This is a genomic window from Hymenobacter sp. BT730, assembly GCF_030542105.1.
Lineage (GTDB): Bacteria > Bacteroidota > Bacteroidia > Cytophagales > Hymenobacteraceae > Hymenobacter.
In genome coordinates, this window is sequence record NZ_JAUOFB010000005.1 from 1 (window position 1) to 18,243 (window position 18,243).

Below are 18,243 nucleotides of genomic sequence, written 5' to 3' on the forward strand. Positions count from 1 at the left end.
AGCCCCACGGCCTCATCCCAGCCCGTCGACAAGGTCGTCGACGTAAACCCCGTCACCGGCGCCTGACCGCGCAAGGGGTGGCTACCGATTAAGACACTCAGAAAGAAAAGAAGGAAGAAACAGTTTTTCATCGTCTGCTCCTTTTAATGCCTTGCAATACATCCTCAACCCTCCCCTGCCACAACGGTGTGGTGAAGCTCTTACTCAGCTTGCTATCGGTCCATTCCAAATCCGGAATGCCTACTTTTTCTCAGGCCTCTATTTTATAGAAGCATGGCTGGCCCAAAATGAGCAAAGCCTTTTATGTTAACTTTTTCCTATGGACGGGGCCGTAATGTATATAGTCCAGTATAGGCAAGCAGCACCGTAATCATCTCCCTCACTACCCCTCTACCTGAAAGGCGTCTATCAGCTCTATCTTAATTTACAGTAAAAATATATCATAGTAAATATAAAATATTTTATACTATTGCTTTGTATTAAGATTGGAAAAGGGCGTATTACCCTGCTTGTCTGGCCAGATAAAGCCGCAAGCTTTTTATGCCGTAATTGGAGCCGCCTCCACATCCAAACAATGGTGCTGTCAGCATAAGGCAATACCAACAGCACTAAACTTCGCGGCACCAAAACTCCGGGAGCCACCGGGTTCCATTGCGCTTACTCCTTTTAGCTTATGCTCAATAAAGTTTATCGGAACCTGTTCTGTGGCATTCACTTCATTCCAACGAGCGTTGATTCATTTAATGTTATAAGCTCCTACTTGTCTGGCAGCTGCCCTAAAACTTGTCCTTGCCACCTACTTGCCGAAGCTACGCAGGTTGTAATTAAAGCTTAGCAGGAAATACTGCGTGAGCACGCGGCTGCGCACATCTTCCAGATAGGTATCGGTTACGTTGCGCACCACGCTCCGATTTTGCCGCAGCAGGACATAGGCCTGCAGCTTTAACTCTCCCTGCCGGTTGACAAAGAACTGCCGCGCCACACTGGCATTCCAAAGCACCACTTGCTGGTTGTAGCCCTCGCCCCGGCCGGTATACCGATTTACCCACACCTAGCTGGTGAAAACCCAGCGGCACGGCAGTTGGTAGTATAATCCCCCGAGAGGGTTTGGGTGAGGAAAGAAGTGTTTGCTGGGGCAGCAGGGAGTAGGTGGCCCGCTCTTAGGTGAGATTACCGCTTAAACTGAATTCGAGCTGATCATTAAAGGCCGAATTGATGCTCACTCCTTGTCCCAGGCTCCAGTTGTGGGCATGTTCGGGCTGCGCGCTTACCAGGTTAGTGCTACGCGTCAGGTTGCCGTTGGTGAAAAGATTCACGTTCAGCTTGTGCCAGGCCAGCCGCTGCCCCAGGGATAAGAAGCCGTTTAAGGTGGTATAGCCATCGGCATTCACCGGGCGGATAATCTGCACGCCGGATGGGGTAAATGCCGTGGACGAGACAATCCGATCCTGCACGGAGTTGCCACGCAGCAGGGCATACACGCTGCGGTTATTCACCGCATTAAACTGAATATAGGTGGCGGAAAGCGAGTGAATAAACTCCGGTTGCCCACCCGCACGTTCAGCGGATTGGTGTTGTCAGGTACCCGGCAGTAGTCCATAGCTTTCAACCTAGTGAGTTACCCGCCTTAGTTCTGGTGCACAAGGTGTGGAGTTGTGGCGGCAGCCAGGCCTGCCCGATGTGGACGAGCTGGTTCCGCTATTGCTGAGTAAAATCCGCCCCGCCACTATGTCTGCACTATAAGCCAGTTTCTGCAAGATTGAGAAACAGGATTTTAGGGAAGTGCTGAAGCATAAGCAGTTCACCGTATAACTTATTTTCGTCCCTTAACATATAATTAGTTCCAGGGCAGTCCTCGGAAAAGGAGCAGTTTTAGGTTATATCGAGGCAGCTTCCTTAAAGAGTAATTTTTCAGGATAGCTTACGCAAATCAACTACTATTATTGGCAAGCAAACAGACCAGGCAGAAAGGGCAGGGCTTAAATGCCGTAGAGGAATAAAAAGATGAAATACAAAGAAGTGATATTAAATCCCCAAAGAGGTGTTGCTGGCATATTCTTTAACGAACCCATTAAAGAATGCCTCCCTGATGAATATGAGTTCTTTCAAGCAGGCGATGATTTCTTGGAAGATCTATACATCCTCAAAAATCCCCCTTTGTCCGTTTATGTAGATGACAAGAAAAAAATAAGCTCCATAACGTGCAGATATTCATGCATATATAAAGGATTCGAATTAATCAGAATGCCTTTAGTTGAATTTCAACATCTATTTAAAATAACTATCATACCCAGTGGCACATATTATGTGCCTGGAATGAATAAAAATGGCAAATATCAAACTGTGTATGAATGTGAAGAGTTAGGAATACAATTATGGGTTTGGAGAAATCGTATTATAACAGTGTCTTGCACTAATTGAAATAAATACCCTAGTTCTGCTGGCCTAGTTGACCTCGGGGTGTGAGTGGAGTCCGGCCGGTATTGAGTTTGCCCAGTAGCAAGGAGGTAAAGGCACTAAGGGCCGCTTCGATGTGAAGTTCTGGTGCCATAAGGTCCAGTAAATCTGCGCTGGCGGTTCTTAACAGCTTGTCACATTTTACAAACGGTGGTTTAAGTAATGGGACAAGCTCAATATTGAGTTTCAATAAATCTCAGGCATTGGACCTTATTTAAAGGCGAAATTTGCTAGTCTTTGCCTTTGACTTAACAACTACAATTTGTTGAGCTTCGACTTAGATAGTCCGTTGTTAGAAATATGAGCTTTCTACAATAGGACTGATATACTCAACATAAACATATACACTAACGTGTACCCGGGAATACAAAAGCCCCGTTTCCAAACTGGAAACGGGGCTTTTTCTGCAGAGGAGGAGGGATTCGAACCCCCGGAGGTTTAACCCTCAACGGTTTTCAAGACCGCCGCAATCGACCACTCTGCCACTCCTCTAAAGGTTCCGCGGTAGTAAACAAACAACTTTTCCCGCGAAAGAAAAAGCTGCTGGCAGAGAGGGGGGGATTCGAACCCCCGATACCCTTGCAGGTATAACGGATTTCGAATCCGTCGCATTCGACCACTCTGCCACCTCTCTAAGGCCCAATTGAGTGGATTGGGACGACAAAAGTAGCTTTCTGCCCTGCCTGGCGCAAGCTTGCGTTCCTATTTTTTTGTTTTTTTTCCTGGAATGACTCTTAATGATTGGCTAACTCCTCATTACGAATCACATACCGTTTCAACCTTCCGGTTACGGCATCAATGCTCACATTTACTTCAAATCCCACAATAAGCGTCATACACACAAAATCAAGCCACACCATAAAGCCCACCAGCGCCCCAATAGAGCCATAGAAGTGGTTGTAGGAATCGAAGATTTTGATGTAAAGGATGAATAAAGACGAAACCAGGAAAATGAGCAGCGTGGCCACTACCGCGCCGGCGGAGAAAAAGGGCCATCGGTCCTGCACGGCTGGCACGTAGTAATAAATAAGGCAGGTAGTGAGCAGGAATAGCCCTACTACGGAGCCATAACGCAGCAGCATGATAAGCACGGCCGTGAGCCGCTCGGGCACAATTTCGTAAAACACCAGCGTGTCAATGATATAAGTACCAAAGAAGATACCGGCAATAGAGATGATCAGCACCATGGCCAATACCACCGTCAGCAGGGTAGCTATGACGCGCTTCCGCAGGTAAGTACGCCGTTTAAAGGTGTGGTACTTTTTATCGAAGGCATCCAGCAGAGCCATAATGCCATTGGAGCTAAGTACCAGCGCCGCCCCAAAACCGAAAGAGAGCAAGCCCCCGTGCGGAATGTTCACAATGTCCTCAATGGTATCGGCAATGACTACGTACATCTCCCGCGGAATGAAATCGGAGAGAAACTGTAGAATATCCAGGTTCAGGTTAGGAATCTGGATGTAAGGAATGAGCGTGAACAGAAAGATAATGGTGGGAAAGATGGAAACTGTGAAGTTGAAGGCCATGTAGCTGGCCCGCTTCGTCACACTATCCAGCTTTAGTTCCTGAATCATGTGGTCTACCACATCATAAACGGAAGCCTTGCCCCTATTAAAACGCAGCCGCTTCAGCCAGACAATAAGCTTCCGGTACGTGCGCTGCTGGCGCATGTTGGAAACCTGATACCGGCGGGGCATACGCATTAACATATCTGCATTCTGAGTGATGAAAGTTGGAGTATCGGGAAACTTAGCTTTCATTTCCCTTCAGGAAAGCAGCCGGGGCAGGCGCTTCCGAAGGCAGCTTTTGCTTGGGCGGCGTGAGGGGGCTCGTAAGTTCGTCTTCACTAAAAAAGGGCGCCAGCTTGGCCTGAATATCCTGTGGAATAGGTACCGGGCGGCCATTGGCAGTACTCACGAATACCATCAGTGTGTGGCCTTCCGTAAGCAGTTCCTGAGCCTCATTATAAATTTCGTACTCAAACAAAATGCGTGAGCCTTCGGCCGGCTGCTTTAACAGTAGGCGCACCATGAGCAGGTCATCGTAGCGGGCCGGGCGGCGGAAGCGGGTGCGTATCTCCCCTACCGGCATGCCTACACCATCGGCCTCCAGGTCTTTGTAGCGGATGCCCAGCTGCCGGAAAGCTTCCGTGCGGGCTACTTCAAAGTACGCCGCGTAGTTACCGTGGTACACATAGCCCATCTGGTCGGTTTCGGCGTAGCGGACGCGGATGGCAGTGTCGTGGCTATACATAGTCAGTTGCGTGTTCATAGTTCCCTTGGATAAGTGGCCCGCTAAAGGCCAACTATTCACTGGAAACCGATTTATTTCATAATTCCGGCCCGGCTCAGGGCAGCCTGATACCGGCGGGCGTTTACCAGATGCTCCTGCTCATTACGGGCAAAGGCATGGTAACCGCTGAAATCTTCCTTGGCACAGAAATACAGGTACTGGTGGCTTTCGGGGTTTAACACGGCATCAATGCTGGCAATGCTGGGCAGGTTGATAGGGCCTGGGGGCAAGCCTGCATATTTATAGGTGTTGTAGGGCGAGTCTTTCAGCAAGTGTACGTTAAGCACCCGCTTGATGGTGAAATCCTGGTTGGCGTACACCACCGTGGGGTCGGCCTGCAGTTTCATGCCGCGCTTCAGGCGGTTGAGGTACACGCCGGCCACGCGGGGGCGCTCATCGGCGTGTTGCTGCTGCTCGGCTTCCACAATGCTGGCCAGTGTGCTTACCTGCGCCCGGCTGAGGTTCAGGGCCTTGCGCTTGGCGTCGCGGGCGGGCGTCCAAAACTTCTCGTATTCCTTTTTCATGCGCTGCATGAGATTATCGGGCGAGGAGTTCCAATACAGCTCGTAGGTATTGGGAATGAACATCGTCAGGATGCTCGTCGTGTCGAAACCCAGGCCTTTGGTGTAGCTGGGGCTACTCAACAGCGAATCGAACTGACCAGGGCGCGAGTCGATGGCCGTGCTGAGCTTGCGGGCCAGGTCCTCGCGCAGCCGGATGTTCTGAAAGGTGAGCTTAAGCGGCGACTGCCGGCCGGCGCGCAGGTCGGAAATCAGCTGACGGTTGGTATAACCATCCTTCAACTCGTAACGACCAGGCTTCACCAGCTTATCATACTTCATCAGGCGAGCTACAAAGTGCAGGCTGAGCTTGTCCACAATCACGCCAGTGGCATCAATGGAGTCCAGTACGGCTTTGGCCGTTTCGCCGCGGCGCACCAGCACATAGGTGGGCCGGCCTTTGGTTTCTACGTTGGCCGTGAAGAAAACCTGGTAGAAATAATAGGAAAACGTGACGAACAGTAGTCCCAAAATGGCCGTAATGGCGGCAAACCGGTTGCGGCGGCGAATAGCGCGGGCTTTGTAGTCGATGCGGGGTGTTGTGGCCATGCGAAGGCAGGACGAAAAGTAGAGATAGAAAAGAAGAAAGTCGATGCCAGACCGGTAGCGTCCGGGTTGTTACCGCTTCGACTCGCAAAAGTACGCTTCTGCGCTTCATCTTTTGCCAACCTAGCCTCTACATGCCAGTCTTAAGCAGAATTAGCAGCCCAAGCGCAACCCCAGCGGGGAAAACACCGAACTAGTGAAAGTTATCTTTTCGGCTTAGTACATTGCCCCGGTCGCGCCTGCCTTGCTGTAAGGCGGCCTACCTGGTTTTTATTGTTTCCATCTTAGCTCCTCCCCTATGTCTGCCACGCTGCTTCGCATTCACCCCGATAACCCACCGCTAAACCGCATTCAGCAAGCGGTGGACATCCTGCGTAACGGCGGTGTCATCATTTATCCAACTGATACGATTTATGGGCTGGGTTGCGACATTACCAATTCCAAAGCCGTGGAGAAGCTTTGCCGCATCAAAGGCATCAAACCAGATAAAGCCAATCTGTCCTTTATCTGCTCCGACCTTTCGCACATCACCGACTACGCCAACGGCATTACCACTCCCATCTATAAAGTGCTGAAAAAAGCGCTACCGGGGCCGTTCACATTCATTTTTGAAGCCAGCACCAAAGCCCCGAAATATGGTGGCGTAAAGCGCAAGACGGTGGGTATCCGCATACCTGACCATAACATTTGCCTGGCACTGGTGCGCGAGCTGGGCAACCCCATTGTGAGCACCTCCATTCGGGATGAAGACGAAATTCTGGAATATAGCACCGACCCTGACCTCATCTTCGAGAAATACCGGCCCCTGGTAGACCTAGTAATCGACGGCGGCTTTGGTAACAACATTGCCAGCACCGTGGTAGACTGCACCGATGAGGATTTCAATATTGTGCGCCAGGGTGCCGGCGACATTGAGCAGTATCTGTAGAAAACCAGTCCGTTCCTTCAGTAGAAATCCCCAGGCAGTTGCAAAACTACCTGGGGATTTCTGCCTTATAATAGGCTGGATAACCTGTGAATGTTACTCCCCGGCCGGGCGCTGGTGCTTCCAGCGGCGGTGCGACCAGAGGTAATCTGCCGGGGCAGCCTGAATATCTTTTTCCATGGCCCGCGCAAAGGCTTCTGTTATCTGATGTTTTTCTGGGTCCAGGGGCGTATTGCCATCGAACAGCTCAGTGAGAAACGCTTCATAGTGTCCGCGCCGCAGGCGTCGGATGCTCACATACACTACTGGTAGCTGAAACTGTGCCACCAGGCGGTCGGCACCAGTATAAAAACCGGTTTCTTGGTGCAGCAGTTGGGTCCAGTAGCGGTTTTTGGGGTTACTGGGGCTTTGGTCGCTGAGCATGCACAGTAGCTGCTGCCGGTCTGAACTGGCAACCATATAGCGAATCGTTTCGCGCATAGTAACCAGCTCAGCCCCCGTGCGGGTGCGCAGCTTGTACATGAAATCATCAAAAAATGGGCTATTCAGGGGCTGGTACACACCTACGGCCGGTGCGTTTATCTGCAAGACGCCCGAGGTCAGAATCCATTCCCAGTTACCGGCATGAGAGCCTACTGCCAGCATAGAACGTCCCTGGGCCAGCTTATCCGTGATGATGTGCTTATTAGGAAACGAAACGCGCCTGGACAGTTGGGCCGGTGTAGCCTGCCGCAACCATAGAATCTCTACTATCAGCTGCGCAAAGTGCCGGTAAAACCGACGGGCCAGCTGCCGATGCTCGGCCTCAGTTTTTTCCGGAAAGGAGTTACGCAGATTTTCCAACACCACCTTTTCCCGGTAGCGAAACACGTAAGCCATTAAAAAGTAAAGCACTTCGGCCAGCCCGTACAAAACGGTGAGCGGCAAGGAAGCCAGCCCCCGTAAAAACCAGTCGAGCGGACGATAATACCACGGATACGTGGGTTGGGCAATAGGTGAACTCATGGATTAATAACGGCCCCGGCCGGGGCGTACGTGTCGGGCTGGCGCTGCACCCGCGTGGTTTTACTGGCCACCAGCTTGCTTTTGGCCCCGCGAACTTCCACAATTAAATCGTAATCCCCGGCCGGCAACTTGGCAATATCCATGGTTGCAATCAGCAAATGGGGGGCTCCGGCCACGGGCTTGGCTGTACCAGCCAGGGTGGCCACGTCACGAGTGGCCCCTACCGGACGCAGACGATATTTAGTTGTGAGGGTTTGCTCCTGCGGGGCATTATACAGCTCGGCATACAGGTATAGCTTATCGGCACCACGGCCATACAGGCCGCCAGGGGTGCGCACCAGCATATAGCCGCCCCGGTTGAAGTTGGTTTGCGCCGAAGAGCGGGATGCAGGCTTAGCCAGCACCACCACGTCGCTCAGGCGCAGGCCGGGCTTATCAAATTCCAGCGTAATGGGCACCTCCACAATGCGGTTTCCTCCGGCCCGGTATTGGTCCGTTACCTGCCCCCGCACCGTATATACACCATCGGGTAACATAATGCGCTTCTGAAAGCTCATGGGGTTTTTCAGTGCCTGCGTAGTATCATTCAGTACCGGTGGCCGGAGCTTCACTACTTCGCTATACACGATTTTGCCATCCTGGGCCAGGACTTCTAAGGTTAGGGACGCCGCCGCCTGAAAAATTCGGGGGGCGCGGCGCTTGTAGGCCAGTGAGTTGCCATCTACGGTAGCATACATATCCAGTACGCCACCGTTCCGTCCCCGGTCGTCGTTGCGAAAAGCTGCTACATCCAGCGTAAGCTTGGGTGCCCCGGCCAGCGCCGCAAAGCTCAGAAAAACACCCAGAAAGGCGAACAGAAGTCTTTTCATGACAGGTTGACGGGCTAAAGGTACGGCAAAGCAATAGTACAGACCGGAGCAGCAACTTGTAACTTGGGCGCGGCTGGCCGGTTGCCTGTCCTCCCTAAGCTAGCATCATGCCTGTTTTATTTGAAACTCAATATAACCCTCCAGCGGCATTTTTTGCTGAGTTGGCAGGCCAAGATTCTCTCTGGCTGGAGAGCCAGGAGCATTACCGAAAGCAAACCTACCGCAACCGTTGCCTGATACTAACCGCACAGGGCGTAAAGCCCCTTACCATCCCGGTAGTAGATGGCAACCGGAGCGAAAAAGTGCTCATTACCGCGTTGGAAATCGACTATCGGCAGAACTGGGTGCACCAGCATTGGCGCACCTTGCAAACCGCCTATGGGGGTAGCCCGTATTTTGAGTATTATGCCGACTATCTGCACGACATTTACGTACAGAAACCGGCGCTGCTATTCGACCTGAATCTGGCGCTGCTTTCTTTTTACCTGCGCTGCCTGCGGCTGCGAATTCCTGTGGAATTCACCTCCGAATATCATCCTATGTATGACTCCGACACCATGCGCGACCGGCGCGATTGGCTGTCACCCAAAGATCCTATTGCCCCGGAACCTGACAGGACGTCGGTACGCCCGTACGCGCAAACCTTTGGCGTACAATTTGTACCTGGTCTGAGCATCCTGGACCTGCTGTTTATGCAGGGGCCAGCCGCCGGCAGTTTTCTCGTGTAGGGCCTTTGCCGCTTCTATTTCCGAACCTTAGTCCGTACCCACCTGTTTTCAGGTAACTACGGCCTCCCCTGCCTTAAAACATGTTTTATACGCTTGCAGGGTTCCGTTTTTCTTCACTACCTTATCTGCATGGAAGCTAAATTCTCAAATCGAGTCAAGGAGGTCATCTCCCTGAGCCGGGAAGAAGCCATCCGGCTCGGTCACGATTATATTGGTACCGAACATCTGTTGCTAGGCATGATTCGCGAGGGCGAAGGCACGGCCATTGGACTACTCAAAAAACTGGGTGTTTCCGTGGACGAGCTGAAGTATGCCTTAGAGCAGGCCACCCGCAATACGGCTACGCAAGGCACCAGTATTACCGGCTCAATTCCGCTGACGAAACAGACGGAAAAAGTTCTCAAGATTACGTACCTGGAAGCCAAAATCTTCAAGAGCGAAATCATCGGCACGGAGCACCTGCTGCTCTCGATTCTGCGCGATGAAGACAATATCTCTTCCCAGATTCTGGCTAAGTTCAACGTTAACTACGAAGCAGTGCGCGACTCCTTAGACTACCACGGCAACACGCCGGGGCCTTCCGCCGGTCCTTCCGATACCGACGACGACGATAACGACAAACTGTTTGGCAGCTCTTCCAAATCAGGCAGCAGCTCTACGGCCAAGAAACCGGGCGAAAAGTCGCGCACACCCGTGCTCGATAACTTCGGTCGTGACCTGACCAAGCTGGCCGAGGACGACAAGCTAGACCCCATTGTGGGCCGCGAAAAGGAAATTGAGCGTGTAGCTCAGATTCTCTCGCGCCGCAAGAAGAACAACCCTATTCTCATTGGTGAGCCGGGTGTAGGTAAAACGGCTATTGCCGAAGGCCTGGCCCTGCGCATTGTGCAGAAGAAAGTATCCCGTGTGCTGTTCAACAAGCGCGTGGTAACGCTGGATCTGGCCTCTCTGGTGGCCGGCACCAAGTACCGCGGCCAGTTTGAGGAGCGCATGAAGGCCGTGATGAACGAGCTGGAAAAGTCTCCGGACGTAATCCTGTTCATTGATGAGCTGCACACTATTGTGGGCGCTGGTGGGGCTTCCGGCTCGCTGGATGCCTCCAATATGTTCAAGCCTGCCCTGGCCCGTGGCGAGATTCAATGCATTGGCGCTACCACCCTGGATGAGTATCGGCAGTACATCGAGAAAGACGGCGCTTTGGCCCGTCGTTTCCAAATGGTCATGGTGGACCCCACCACGCCCGAGGAGACTATCGAAATCCTGCACAACATCAAGGACAAGTACCAGGACCACCACCATGTGGTGTACACCGACAAGGCTATTGAGGCCTGCGTAAAGCTGTCGGACCGCTACATGAGCGACCGGTTCCTGCCAGACAAGGCCATCGACATTCTCGATGAGGCCGGTGCCCGCGTGCACATCAACAACATTGTGGTTCCCGAGGATATCTTGAAGCTCGAAGAGAGCATTGAGAACATCAAGACGGAGAAAAACCGCGTGGTGAAGTCGCAGAAATACGAGGAAGCCGCACAACTCCGTGATAAGGAGAAAAAGCTTCTGGAGCAGTTGGAACAGGCCAAAAAGAACTGGGAAGACGAGACCAAGAAGAAGCGTTACACCGTGAAGGAGGAAAACGTGGCAGAAGTTATTGCCATGATGACCGGCATTCCGGTGAGCCGCGTGGCCCAGAACGAAAGCCAGAAGCTGCTCAACATGGGTGAGGAGTTGCAGGGTAAAGTAATTGGGCAGGAAAAGGCCATCAAGCAATTGGTGAAGGCCATCCAGCGTACCCGCGTAGGCCTGAAAGACCCGAAAAAGCCGATTGGCTCGTTCGTGTTCCTCGGCCCCACCGGTGTGGGTAAAACGGAGTTGGCCAAAGTGCTGGCTACGTACCTCTTCGACAAGGAAGATTCGCTCGTGCGGATTGATATGTCGGAGTACATGGAGAAATTCAGCGTATCGCGCCTTGTGGGCGCGCCTCCCGGCTATGTGGGCTATGAAGAGGGCGGTCAGCTGACGGAGAAAATCCGCCGCAAGCCGTACTCGGTTATCCTGCTGGACGAAATTGAGAAGGCGCACCCGGACGTGTATAACCTGCTCCTGCAGGTGCTGGACGATGGTATTCTGACCGACGGCCTTGGCCGCAAGGTGGACTTCCGCAACACCATCATCATCATGACCTCCAACATCGGAGCCCGCGACCTGGCGGACTTCGGAGCAGGCATCGGCTTCGGCACGAAGGCCCGCAACGAGAATATGGATGAGCTGACGAAGAGCACCATCACCAACGCGCTGCGCAAAACCTTCTCGCCGGAGTTCCTGAACCGCTTGGACGATGTAATCGTCTTCAACTCCCTGGAGAAGAAAGACATTCACAAAATCATTGACATCTCGCTGGCCAAGCTCCTCTCGCGGGTGCAGGCACTGGGCTACCGCGTAGAACTGACGGAAGCCGCCAAGGACTTCGTGGCCGAGAAAGGCTACGACCCTAAATTCGGTGCTCGTCCGCTCAACCGGGCTATTCAGAAATACATTGAAGACCCGATTGCGGAGGAAATCCTGAAGGCGCAGATTGCCCAGGGCGACGTTATCACGGCCGACTTTAAAGAAGGTGCCGAGGAACTGACGTTTGCCGTAAGCAAGAGCGGGGAAACCCCCAAACTCGCCAGCGACGAACGGCCGGAGGAAACTCCGGAACCCGACGCGCCGGATGCTGAGAAGGGCAAATAACTGCCAAGTGAAATACGGAAAGGGCTGACCAAATATGGTCAGCCCTTTTTGTTTATGCCGTGCAAAAAATCGGGCGCCAATCTTTTCGCCTGTTGGTTACCTTTGATCTTCTTTCCGGTTGCTTTTCCGATTACCCTATCCCCACCCAATGTCTGACCCACACGCTGAAGCCCAACTGAGCAAAACCGAAATTCTGGCCCGTAAAAACGCCGAAGCCCTGCTAGGTGGAGGTCAAGCCCGCATCGAGGCCCAACACAAAAAAGGCAAGCTCACGGCCCGCGAACGGGTAGACCTGCTGATGGACGAAGGCTCGTTTGAGGAAATCGGCAAGTTTGTGATGCACCGCTCCAAGGATTTCGGCCTTGACAAGGAGTATTATCTGGGTGACGGTGTAGTGACAGGTTACGGCACTGTAAACGGCCGTTTGGTCTATGTTTTCTCCCAGGATTTCACGGTTTTCGGCGGCTCTCTGAGCGAAACCCACGCCGAGAAAATTGTGAAGATTATGGACCTGGCCATGAAGAACGGGGCGCCGGTTATTGGCCTCAATGACTCTGGCGGGGCCCGCATTCAGGAAGGTGTAGTAAGCCTGGGCGGCTACGCCGATATCTTCTACAAGAATACTCTGGCATCCGGTGTAGTACCTCAGTTATCGGCCATTATGGGCCCGTGCGCTGGTGGAGCCGTGTACTCGCCCGCCATTACTGACTTCATTCTGATGGTGGAAGACACGAGCTACATGTTCGTGACCGGCCCCAACGTGGTGAAGACTGTAACGCACGAAAACGTGACCAGCGAAGAGCTAGGCGGTGCCAGCACCCACTCGGCCAAGAGCGGGGTAACGCATTTTTCCTGTGCTAACGAGGTATCCTGTATCAACCACCTTAAGCAGCTCCTGAGCTACATGCCGCAGAACTGCGAGGAAACCGCTCCGGCCCTGCCCTACGAGGCGGCGGATGAAAGCCGCCCGGTGCTGGACACCATCATTCCCGAAAACCCCAACCAACCCTACGACATTCGGGAGGTGATTGAGGGCATTATTGATGCTAGCTCCTTCCTGGAGGTACACCAGAACTTTGCCGAGAACATTGTAGTCGGTTTTGCCCGTTTGGGCGGCCGCAGCATCGGCATTGTGGGTAATCAGCCATCGGTGCTGGCAGGCGTGCTCGATATTAATGCTTCTACCAAAGCGGCCCGTTTCGTACGGTTCTGCGATTCGTTTAACATTCCCCTGCTGGTGCTGGAAGACGTGCCCGGCTTCCTGCCCGGCACCGACCAGGAATGGCGTGGTATCATTACCAACGGTGCCAAGCTGCTCTACGCTTTCTGCGAGGCCACCGTGCCGCGCATCACTGTGATTACGCGCAAAGCCTATGGCGGGGCGTATGATGTAATGAACTCCAAGCACATTGGGGCCGATATGAACTACGCCTGGCCTACGGCCGAAATTGCAGTAATGGGTGCCAAAGGTGCTGCAGAAATCATCTTCAAGCGGGAAATTGCCCAGGCCGAAAACCCCGAAGCCAAGCTGCAGGAGAAGGTAGATGAGTACCAGCAGAAATTTGCTACGCCTTACCGCGCCGCCCACCGCGGTTTCGTGGACGAGGTAATTCTGCCCTCGCAGACGCGTCAGAAGCTGATCCGAGCCTTCAAGATGCTGGAAAACAAAGTGGATACGCTGCCACGTAAGAAACACGGCAATATCCCGCTGTAATTATCCTGGCTGTACTTTTTAGCGTTAAGCTAATCAAGACACTTACTTCTTAATTTTCGCTTGTAGTTTTTTATGCGACAGGAAAGCTTCGATTTTCTTCAGAAATACCTGAACAACGCTTCTCCCACCGGCTTTGAAAAAGAAGGCCAGAAACTGTGGCTGGAGTACATTAAACCGTATATCGATGAATACTTTGTCGATACTTATGGCACGGTGGTAGGTGTTATTAATCCCGAAGCCAAGTACAAAGTTGTTATTGAGGCCCACGCGGACGAAATCAGCTACTTCGTTAACTATATAACCAAGGAAGGCTACCTGTACCTACGCCGCAATGGCGGCTCCGACCCTTTGGTAGCTCCCAGCAAGCGCGTGAACATTCACACGGCAAAAGGCATTGTAAAGGCGGTTTTTGGTTGGCCAGCTATTCATGTGCGCAAAGTAGAGCAGGACAAGGCCCCTACTATTGAAACCGTATACCTGGACTGCGGTGCTTCCAGCAAGGAGGAAGTAGAGGAAATGGGCATTCATGTGGGCTCCGTTGTCACCTTCGAGGACGAGTTCATGGTGCTGAACGAGAAGTTTTATGTAGGCCGGGCATTGGACAACCGCATTGGTGGCTTCATGATTGCCGAAGTAGCCCGCATGCTGAAAGAGAATAAGAAAAAGCTGCCTTACGGCCTGTATATTGTGAATGCTGTGCAGGAGGAAATTGGACTGCGCGGGGCTGAAATGATTGCCCACCGCATTCAGCCCGATGTTGCCATTATTACGGATGTGACGCATGACACCCAGTCGCCGATGTACGAAAAAAAGACATCTGGTGACCTGTTCTGTGGCAAAGGTCCGGTTATTACCTATGGTCCGGCGGTGCAGAATAACCTGCGCGACCTGATCATTGAAACTGCTCAAAAGGCTGAAATTCCCTTCCAGCGCGCTGCCGCTACCCGCGCCACCGGCACCGACACCGACGCATTTGCCTATTCTAGCGCCGGGGTAGCTTCAGCCTTAATTTCCCTGCCGCTGAAGTACATGCACACCACGGTGGAAACAGTGCACAAAGACGACGTAGAAAACGTCACCAAGCTCATCTATGAGTCGCTGCTGCGCATTGAAAACGGCCACGACTTTCGATATTTTAAATAGCCAGTCCCCTTTGTCATTCTGAGCAACGTGAAGGGCCTTCTTCCAGCTTAGCGACTCGTGTAACAACGACTCGTTTTGATGGGAGAAGGTCCTTTGCATTGCTCAGGATGACACCTTTAACCATATGGAGCTTCCTGCCCTTCCCCATCTGCCACTCACCGTAACCGACCAAATGAAGCGGCGAGTGACCGTGTCGTTTCCGCCCCGGCGCATCATATCCCTGGTTCCTTCGCAAACGGAGCTGTTGTTTGAACTGGGTTTAGGCGAGCAGGTAGTGGGCGTTACTAAATTCTGCCTGCATCCGGCCCAGGCCCGGCAGCAGGCCACCATTATAGGAGGCACTAAAGATTTCCATTTTGACAGAATTGCTGCGCTCCAGCCCGATCTGATTATCGGTAACAAAGAGGAAAACTACCAGGAAGGCATTGCGCACCTGGCAACCCAATACCCTGTCTGGATGAGCGACATCATTACCCTGGCGGAAGCCCTGGATATGATACGGCGCGTGGGTTTCATCACAGGCAGAAAAGAGCCGGCTGAAGCCTTAGCAAAGGCCATTGATGGGTCTTTTCACGGCCTGAATCCGCTTTCTAATGAGCAGGTTCCGGCGGCTTACTTCATCTGGCGCAAGCCTTATATGGTGGCTGCCAGCGGAACATTTATTGATGAAATGCTGCGTTTAGCCGGCTTCCGCAATGTATTTCATTCTCTCTCCCGTTACCCAGAAATCAGTGCGGAACAGCTGGCCGCAGCCCGCCCACAGCAGATTCTGCTTTCCTCAGAGCCCTATCCTTTCAGTCACAAGCACCTGGCCGAATTTCAGGCTATTTGCCCTACGGCAAAGATACGCATCGTGGATGGGGAGTTGTTCAGCTGGTACGGCAGCCGGCTTCTACAGTCAGCCGCCTATTTTCGGCAGCTGCACACGTAGCGCGGGGGCGGTGCAGCTGCACGTTACAGCTCAGGGTATATTTCGAACCCGGCCTTTTCCAGCTCTTTCCAGAACTGCGGGTAAGATTTGCGCACAACCTGTGGCGCAGCAATGGTGAGTGCGCCCCGCAGAGCCAGCGGCGCAAAGGCCATAGCCATGCGGTGGTCGTGGTAGGTTTCTATGGTCTGATTCTGCACATGGAAGTTAGTGGCAGTAACCCGGAAGCGCCCCTGGCCTAAGTCAGCGAGTGCAGCCCCAAACTTGGCCAGTTCCGTTTGCAGGGCAGCAATACGGTCCGTTTCCTTGATGCGCAAACTTTCCAGGCCAGTCATGTCCAGCGGAATTTCCAGGGCGGCGGCCACTACTGCCACCGTTTGAGCCAGATCAGGGCAATGCGTGAAGTCTTGCGCCACGGCCTGACTGGCCGGGACTTGCGTCAGGCGCACTCCATCAGCCACGTATTCCGTGGCCACCCCCAACTGCTCCATAATGGCTACGATGGCCTGGTCGCCCTGCAGGGAATGGAGACGTAGCCCGGGCAGCGTAATTTCGGAGCCAGCCGGGCCCAAAGCCACCATAGCGTACCAATAGCTGGCGGCCGACCAGTCACTTTCCACGGTATAATCGGCGGGCTGATAGGGTTGTGGGCGCACTTCCAGCACGCTGCCCAGGTCGCGGGCACTGGCGCCAAAATGCTGCATCAGCGCCTGGGTCATCCGAATATAAGGCCGCGAGCCCACGGTGCCGGTAAGCCGGATACGCAGGCCAGCTGGTAGCATGGGCGCAATCATCAGCAGCGCTGAGATGTACTGGCTGCTGATGTCGCCGCGCACCATGAGTTCGGGCATTTCTTCGGTTGGCCCTGGGCTCCACCCCTGCAAATTCAGGGGCGGGTAGCCTTCCTGCTCGGCATAGCTGATGCGGGCTCCTAACTGACGCAACGCATCTACCAAAACGCCAATGGGTCGCTGGCACATGCGGGCCGTACCCGTGAGTAGCGCATGACGGTTGGTCACGGCCAGATAAGCGATGAGAAAACGCATGACAGTGCCGGCATCTTCCGCGTCCACTACGGCTGCATCGGGTACTGCCAGCAGGCGCTGCATCAGCTGCGTATCGTTAGCATCTGACAGATTTGCCAGGTTTCCGCCGCCAGCCAGGGCCTGCAGAACCAGAACCCGGTTGCTTTCGCTTTTGGAGGCCGGTAATTGAGCCGTGCCACTGAGGGGGCTGCCTGTCCAGCGCAAGGAGAGGGAAGTTGAACTCACAGATGATGGTAATAACGAAGCGAATCGGCTAGTTCCAGCAGGGTTACCGGCTGGTTGTACAGGGCCTGACCTATGCCCTGGAGCAGTGTGCAGTTGATGGTAGAGCCGGCATTTTTCTTATCCTGCCGGGCATAGTCAGCAATGGCGTCGGTTTCCAGGGTCACAAAATGTATCTTCTCGAATACTGTGAACAGGAAGGTTTCAATCTTATCCAATTCTTCCGCGCTGAGTAAGCCTTTCTGCACGGACAGCCAGCTTTCACAGATCATACCGGCCGCAATGGCTTCTCCGTGCAGGATTTCGCGGCCGGGTTGCGTGAGCAGGTAGCTTTCCAGCGCGTGGCCTACGGTGTGGCCAAAGTTGAGCACCTTGCGCAGCCCGGTTTCCAGCGGGTCCTGCGCTACAATCTGCCGCTTAATGGCCACGGAATGCTGAATGAGTGGCGTCCAGTCTTCTACAAAGATTCCCTCCCGGCGGTAGGCATCAAATGCCGGGGCATCGGCAATCAGCCAATGCTTCACCATTTCCGCGTAGCCCGATTTTAATTGCCGGGGGTCCAGCGTAGTCAGGAATTGGGGGTTGATGAATACGCCAGTGGGCTCCTGGAACACGCCCAGTTGGTTCTTGTAGCCCAAATAATCGATACCGGTTTTGCCGCCGACACTAGCGTCTACCTGCGCCAGCAGCGTAGTAGGCACCTGTACAAAGAGAATACCGCGCTTATAGATGGCAGCGCAAAAGCCGCCCAGATCGGTAATAACACCGCCGCCCAGATTAACCAACACCGCAAAACGGTCGGCGCGCTGCTCGGTTAGCGCGCTCCACACTGTCTCGCAGGAAGCCAGCGTTTTGTACTCCTCCCCTGCCGGAATTTCCAGCAGTTGATGGCCTTCGGGCAGATAGGGCAGCAACTGATTATAGCACAGGCGGCTGGTGTTGGCATCCGTCAGCACAAAAACCTGGCTGATGGCCGGCCGCCGCAGCAGCTCCGCCAACGCAGGTAAAGCTTCGGGACCAATAATGGGGGCGTTTTGAGTCACAATGGCAGGAGTTGCAGGAAATCCAGGGATAAAAA

At 53.3% G+C, this 18,243-nt stretch carries 15 protein-coding genes and 2 tRNA genes; 6 read left to right on the top strand and 11 right to left on the bottom strand.

Features of this window, described 5'->3' with window-relative positions:
- Window positions 1–796: 796 nt before the first annotated feature.
- The 7 genes from Q4G72_RS13760 to mltG form a co-directional block, all read right to left on the bottom strand.
- Entirely contained in the window at window positions 797–1,051 is a 255-nt protein-coding gene (locus Q4G72_RS13760) for a hypothetical protein (RefSeq protein ID WP_303312009.1), read from the bottom strand.
- Between the two features lie 109 nt (window positions 1,052–1,160).
- Window positions 1,161–1,496: a hypothetical protein gene (locus tag Q4G72_RS13765; protein WP_303312010.1), complete on the bottom strand. Its 336-nt coding sequence runs from the start codon at window positions 1,494–1,496 to the stop codon at window positions 1,161–1,163.
- Window positions 1,497–2,864: 1,368 nt separating this feature from the next.
- Window positions 2,865–2,949 (bottom strand) — tRNA-Ser (locus Q4G72_RS13770).
- Between the two features lie 52 nt (window positions 2,950–3,001).
- Window positions 3,002–3,091: transfer RNA gene (locus tag Q4G72_RS13775), tRNA-Ser, on the bottom strand.
- A 100-nt stretch (window positions 3,092–3,191) separates the two neighbouring features.
- A complete protein-coding gene (locus Q4G72_RS13780; protein WP_303312011.1) occupies window positions 3,192–4,154 on the bottom strand; it encodes a YihY/virulence factor BrkB family protein in 963 nt (320 codons plus the stop codon).
- Window positions 4,155–4,206: 52 nt separating this feature from the next.
- Window positions 4,207–4,728, bottom strand: a complete 522-nt coding sequence (locus tag Q4G72_RS13785) for an acyl-CoA thioesterase (protein ID WP_303312012.1) — start codon at window positions 4,726–4,728, stop codon at window positions 4,207–4,209.
- Between the two features lie 53 nt (window positions 4,729–4,781).
- Window positions 4,782–5,858, bottom strand: a complete 1,077-nt coding sequence (mltG, locus tag Q4G72_RS13790; RefSeq protein WP_303312013.1) for an endolytic transglycosylase MltG — start codon at window positions 5,856–5,858, stop codon at window positions 4,782–4,784.
- A 295-nt stretch (window positions 5,859–6,153) separates the two neighbouring features.
- Here mltG and Q4G72_RS13795 point away from each other — a divergent pair, with 295 nt between their 5' ends.
- Window positions 6,154–6,783: an L-threonylcarbamoyladenylate synthase gene (locus Q4G72_RS13795; protein WP_303312014.1), complete on the top strand. Its 630-nt coding sequence runs from the start codon at window positions 6,154–6,156 to the stop codon at window positions 6,781–6,783.
- A 93-nt stretch (window positions 6,784–6,876) separates the two neighbouring features.
- On the opposite strand, the gene Q4G72_RS13800 is transcribed toward Q4G72_RS13795, so the two are convergent.
- Window positions 6,877–7,785: a lysophospholipid acyltransferase family protein gene (locus tag Q4G72_RS13800; protein WP_303312015.1), complete on the bottom strand. Its 909-nt coding sequence runs from the start codon at window positions 7,783–7,785 to the stop codon at window positions 6,877–6,879.
- Entirely contained in the window at window positions 7,782–8,654 is an 873-nt protein-coding gene (locus Q4G72_RS13805) for a hypothetical protein (protein ID WP_303312016.1), read from the bottom strand. Before Q4G72_RS13805 ends, Q4G72_RS13800 begins: the two co-directional genes overlap by 4 nt.
- Before the next feature lie 107 nt (window positions 8,655–8,761).
- Between Q4G72_RS13805 and Q4G72_RS13810 the strand changes: the two genes are divergently transcribed.
- The 5 genes from Q4G72_RS13810 (at window position 8,762) to Q4G72_RS13830 (ending at window position 15,900) form a co-directional block, all read left to right on the top strand.
- A complete protein-coding gene (locus Q4G72_RS13810) occupies window positions 8,762–9,382 on the top strand; it encodes a WbqC family protein (protein ID WP_303312017.1) in 621 nt (206 codons plus the stop codon).
- A gap of 129 nt (window positions 9,383–9,511) precedes the next feature.
- Window positions 9,512–12,112: an ATP-dependent Clp protease ATP-binding subunit gene (locus Q4G72_RS13815; protein WP_303312018.1), complete on the top strand. Its 2,601-nt coding sequence runs from the start codon at window positions 9,512–9,514 to the stop codon at window positions 12,110–12,112.
- Between the two features lie 148 nt (window positions 12,113–12,260).
- Entirely contained in the window at window positions 12,261–13,826 is a 1,566-nt protein-coding gene (locus Q4G72_RS13820) for an acyl-CoA carboxylase subunit beta (RefSeq protein WP_303312019.1), read from the top strand.
- 72 nt (window positions 13,827–13,898) lie between these two features.
- Window positions 13,899–14,969: a M42 family metallopeptidase gene (locus Q4G72_RS13825; protein WP_303312020.1), complete on the top strand. Its 1,071-nt coding sequence runs from the start codon at window positions 13,899–13,901 to the stop codon at window positions 14,967–14,969.
- Between the two features lie 124 nt (window positions 14,970–15,093).
- The gene (locus Q4G72_RS13830) at window positions 15,094–15,900 is read left to right on the top strand and encodes a helical backbone metal receptor (RefSeq protein ID WP_303312021.1); all 807 of its coding nucleotides are present in this window, start codon (window positions 15,094–15,096) and stop codon (window positions 15,898–15,900) included.
- A gap of 23 nt (window positions 15,901–15,923) precedes the next feature.
- Here the strand turns inward: Q4G72_RS13830 and Q4G72_RS13835 are convergent, their stop codons facing one another.
- Window positions 15,924–17,168 carry a 3-phosphoshikimate 1-carboxyvinyltransferase gene (locus Q4G72_RS13835; RefSeq protein WP_303312022.1) on the bottom strand — a complete coding sequence of 415 codons (1,245 nt, stop codon included), beginning with the start codon at window positions 17,166–17,168 and terminating at the stop codon, window positions 15,924–15,926.
- Entirely contained in the window at window positions 17,165–18,208 is a 1,044-nt protein-coding gene (gene aroB, locus Q4G72_RS13840) for a 3-dehydroquinate synthase (RefSeq protein ID WP_303312023.1), read from the bottom strand. The genes Q4G72_RS13835 and aroB overlap by 4 nt, the downstream gene beginning before the upstream one ends.
- Between the last annotated feature and the right edge of the window lie 35 nt (window positions 18,209–18,243).

Excerpts from the sequence above, each read along its gene's own strand:
- Q4G72_RS13780 (WP_303312011.1), bottom strand. The coding sequence starts at position 4,154 with ATGCCCCGCCGGTATCAGGTTTCCAACATGCGCCAGCAGCGCACGTAC.
- Q4G72_RS13785 (WP_303312012.1), bottom strand. The coding sequence starts at position 4,728 with ATGAACACGCAACTGACTATGTATAGCCACGACACTGCCATCCGCGTC.
- mltG (WP_303312013.1), bottom strand. The coding sequence starts at position 5,858 with ATGGCCACAACACCCCGCATCGACTACAAAGCCCGCGCTATTCGCCGC.
- Q4G72_RS13795 (WP_303312014.1), top strand. The coding sequence starts at position 6,154 with ATGTCTGCCACGCTGCTTCGCATTCACCCCGATAACCCACCGCTAAAC.
- Q4G72_RS13800 (WP_303312015.1), bottom strand. The coding sequence starts at position 7,785 with ATGAGTTCACCTATTGCCCAACCCACGTATCCGTGGTATTATCGTCCG.
- Q4G72_RS13805 (WP_303312016.1), bottom strand. The coding sequence starts at position 8,654 with ATGAAAAGACTTCTGTTCGCCTTTCTGGGTGTTTTTCTGAGCTTTGCG.
- Q4G72_RS13810 (WP_303312017.1), top strand. The coding sequence starts at position 8,762 with ATGCCTGTTTTATTTGAAACTCAATATAACCCTCCAGCGGCATTTTTT.
- Q4G72_RS13815 (WP_303312018.1), top strand. The coding sequence starts at position 9,512 with ATGGAAGCTAAATTCTCAAATCGAGTCAAGGAGGTCATCTCCCTGAGC.
- Q4G72_RS13820 (WP_303312019.1), top strand. The coding sequence starts at position 12,261 with ATGTCTGACCCACACGCTGAAGCCCAACTGAGCAAAACCGAAATTCTG.
- Q4G72_RS13825 (WP_303312020.1), top strand. The coding sequence starts at position 13,899 with ATGCGACAGGAAAGCTTCGATTTTCTTCAGAAATACCTGAACAACGCT.
- Q4G72_RS13830 (WP_303312021.1), top strand. The coding sequence starts at position 15,094 with ATGGAGCTTCCTGCCCTTCCCCATCTGCCACTCACCGTAACCGACCAA.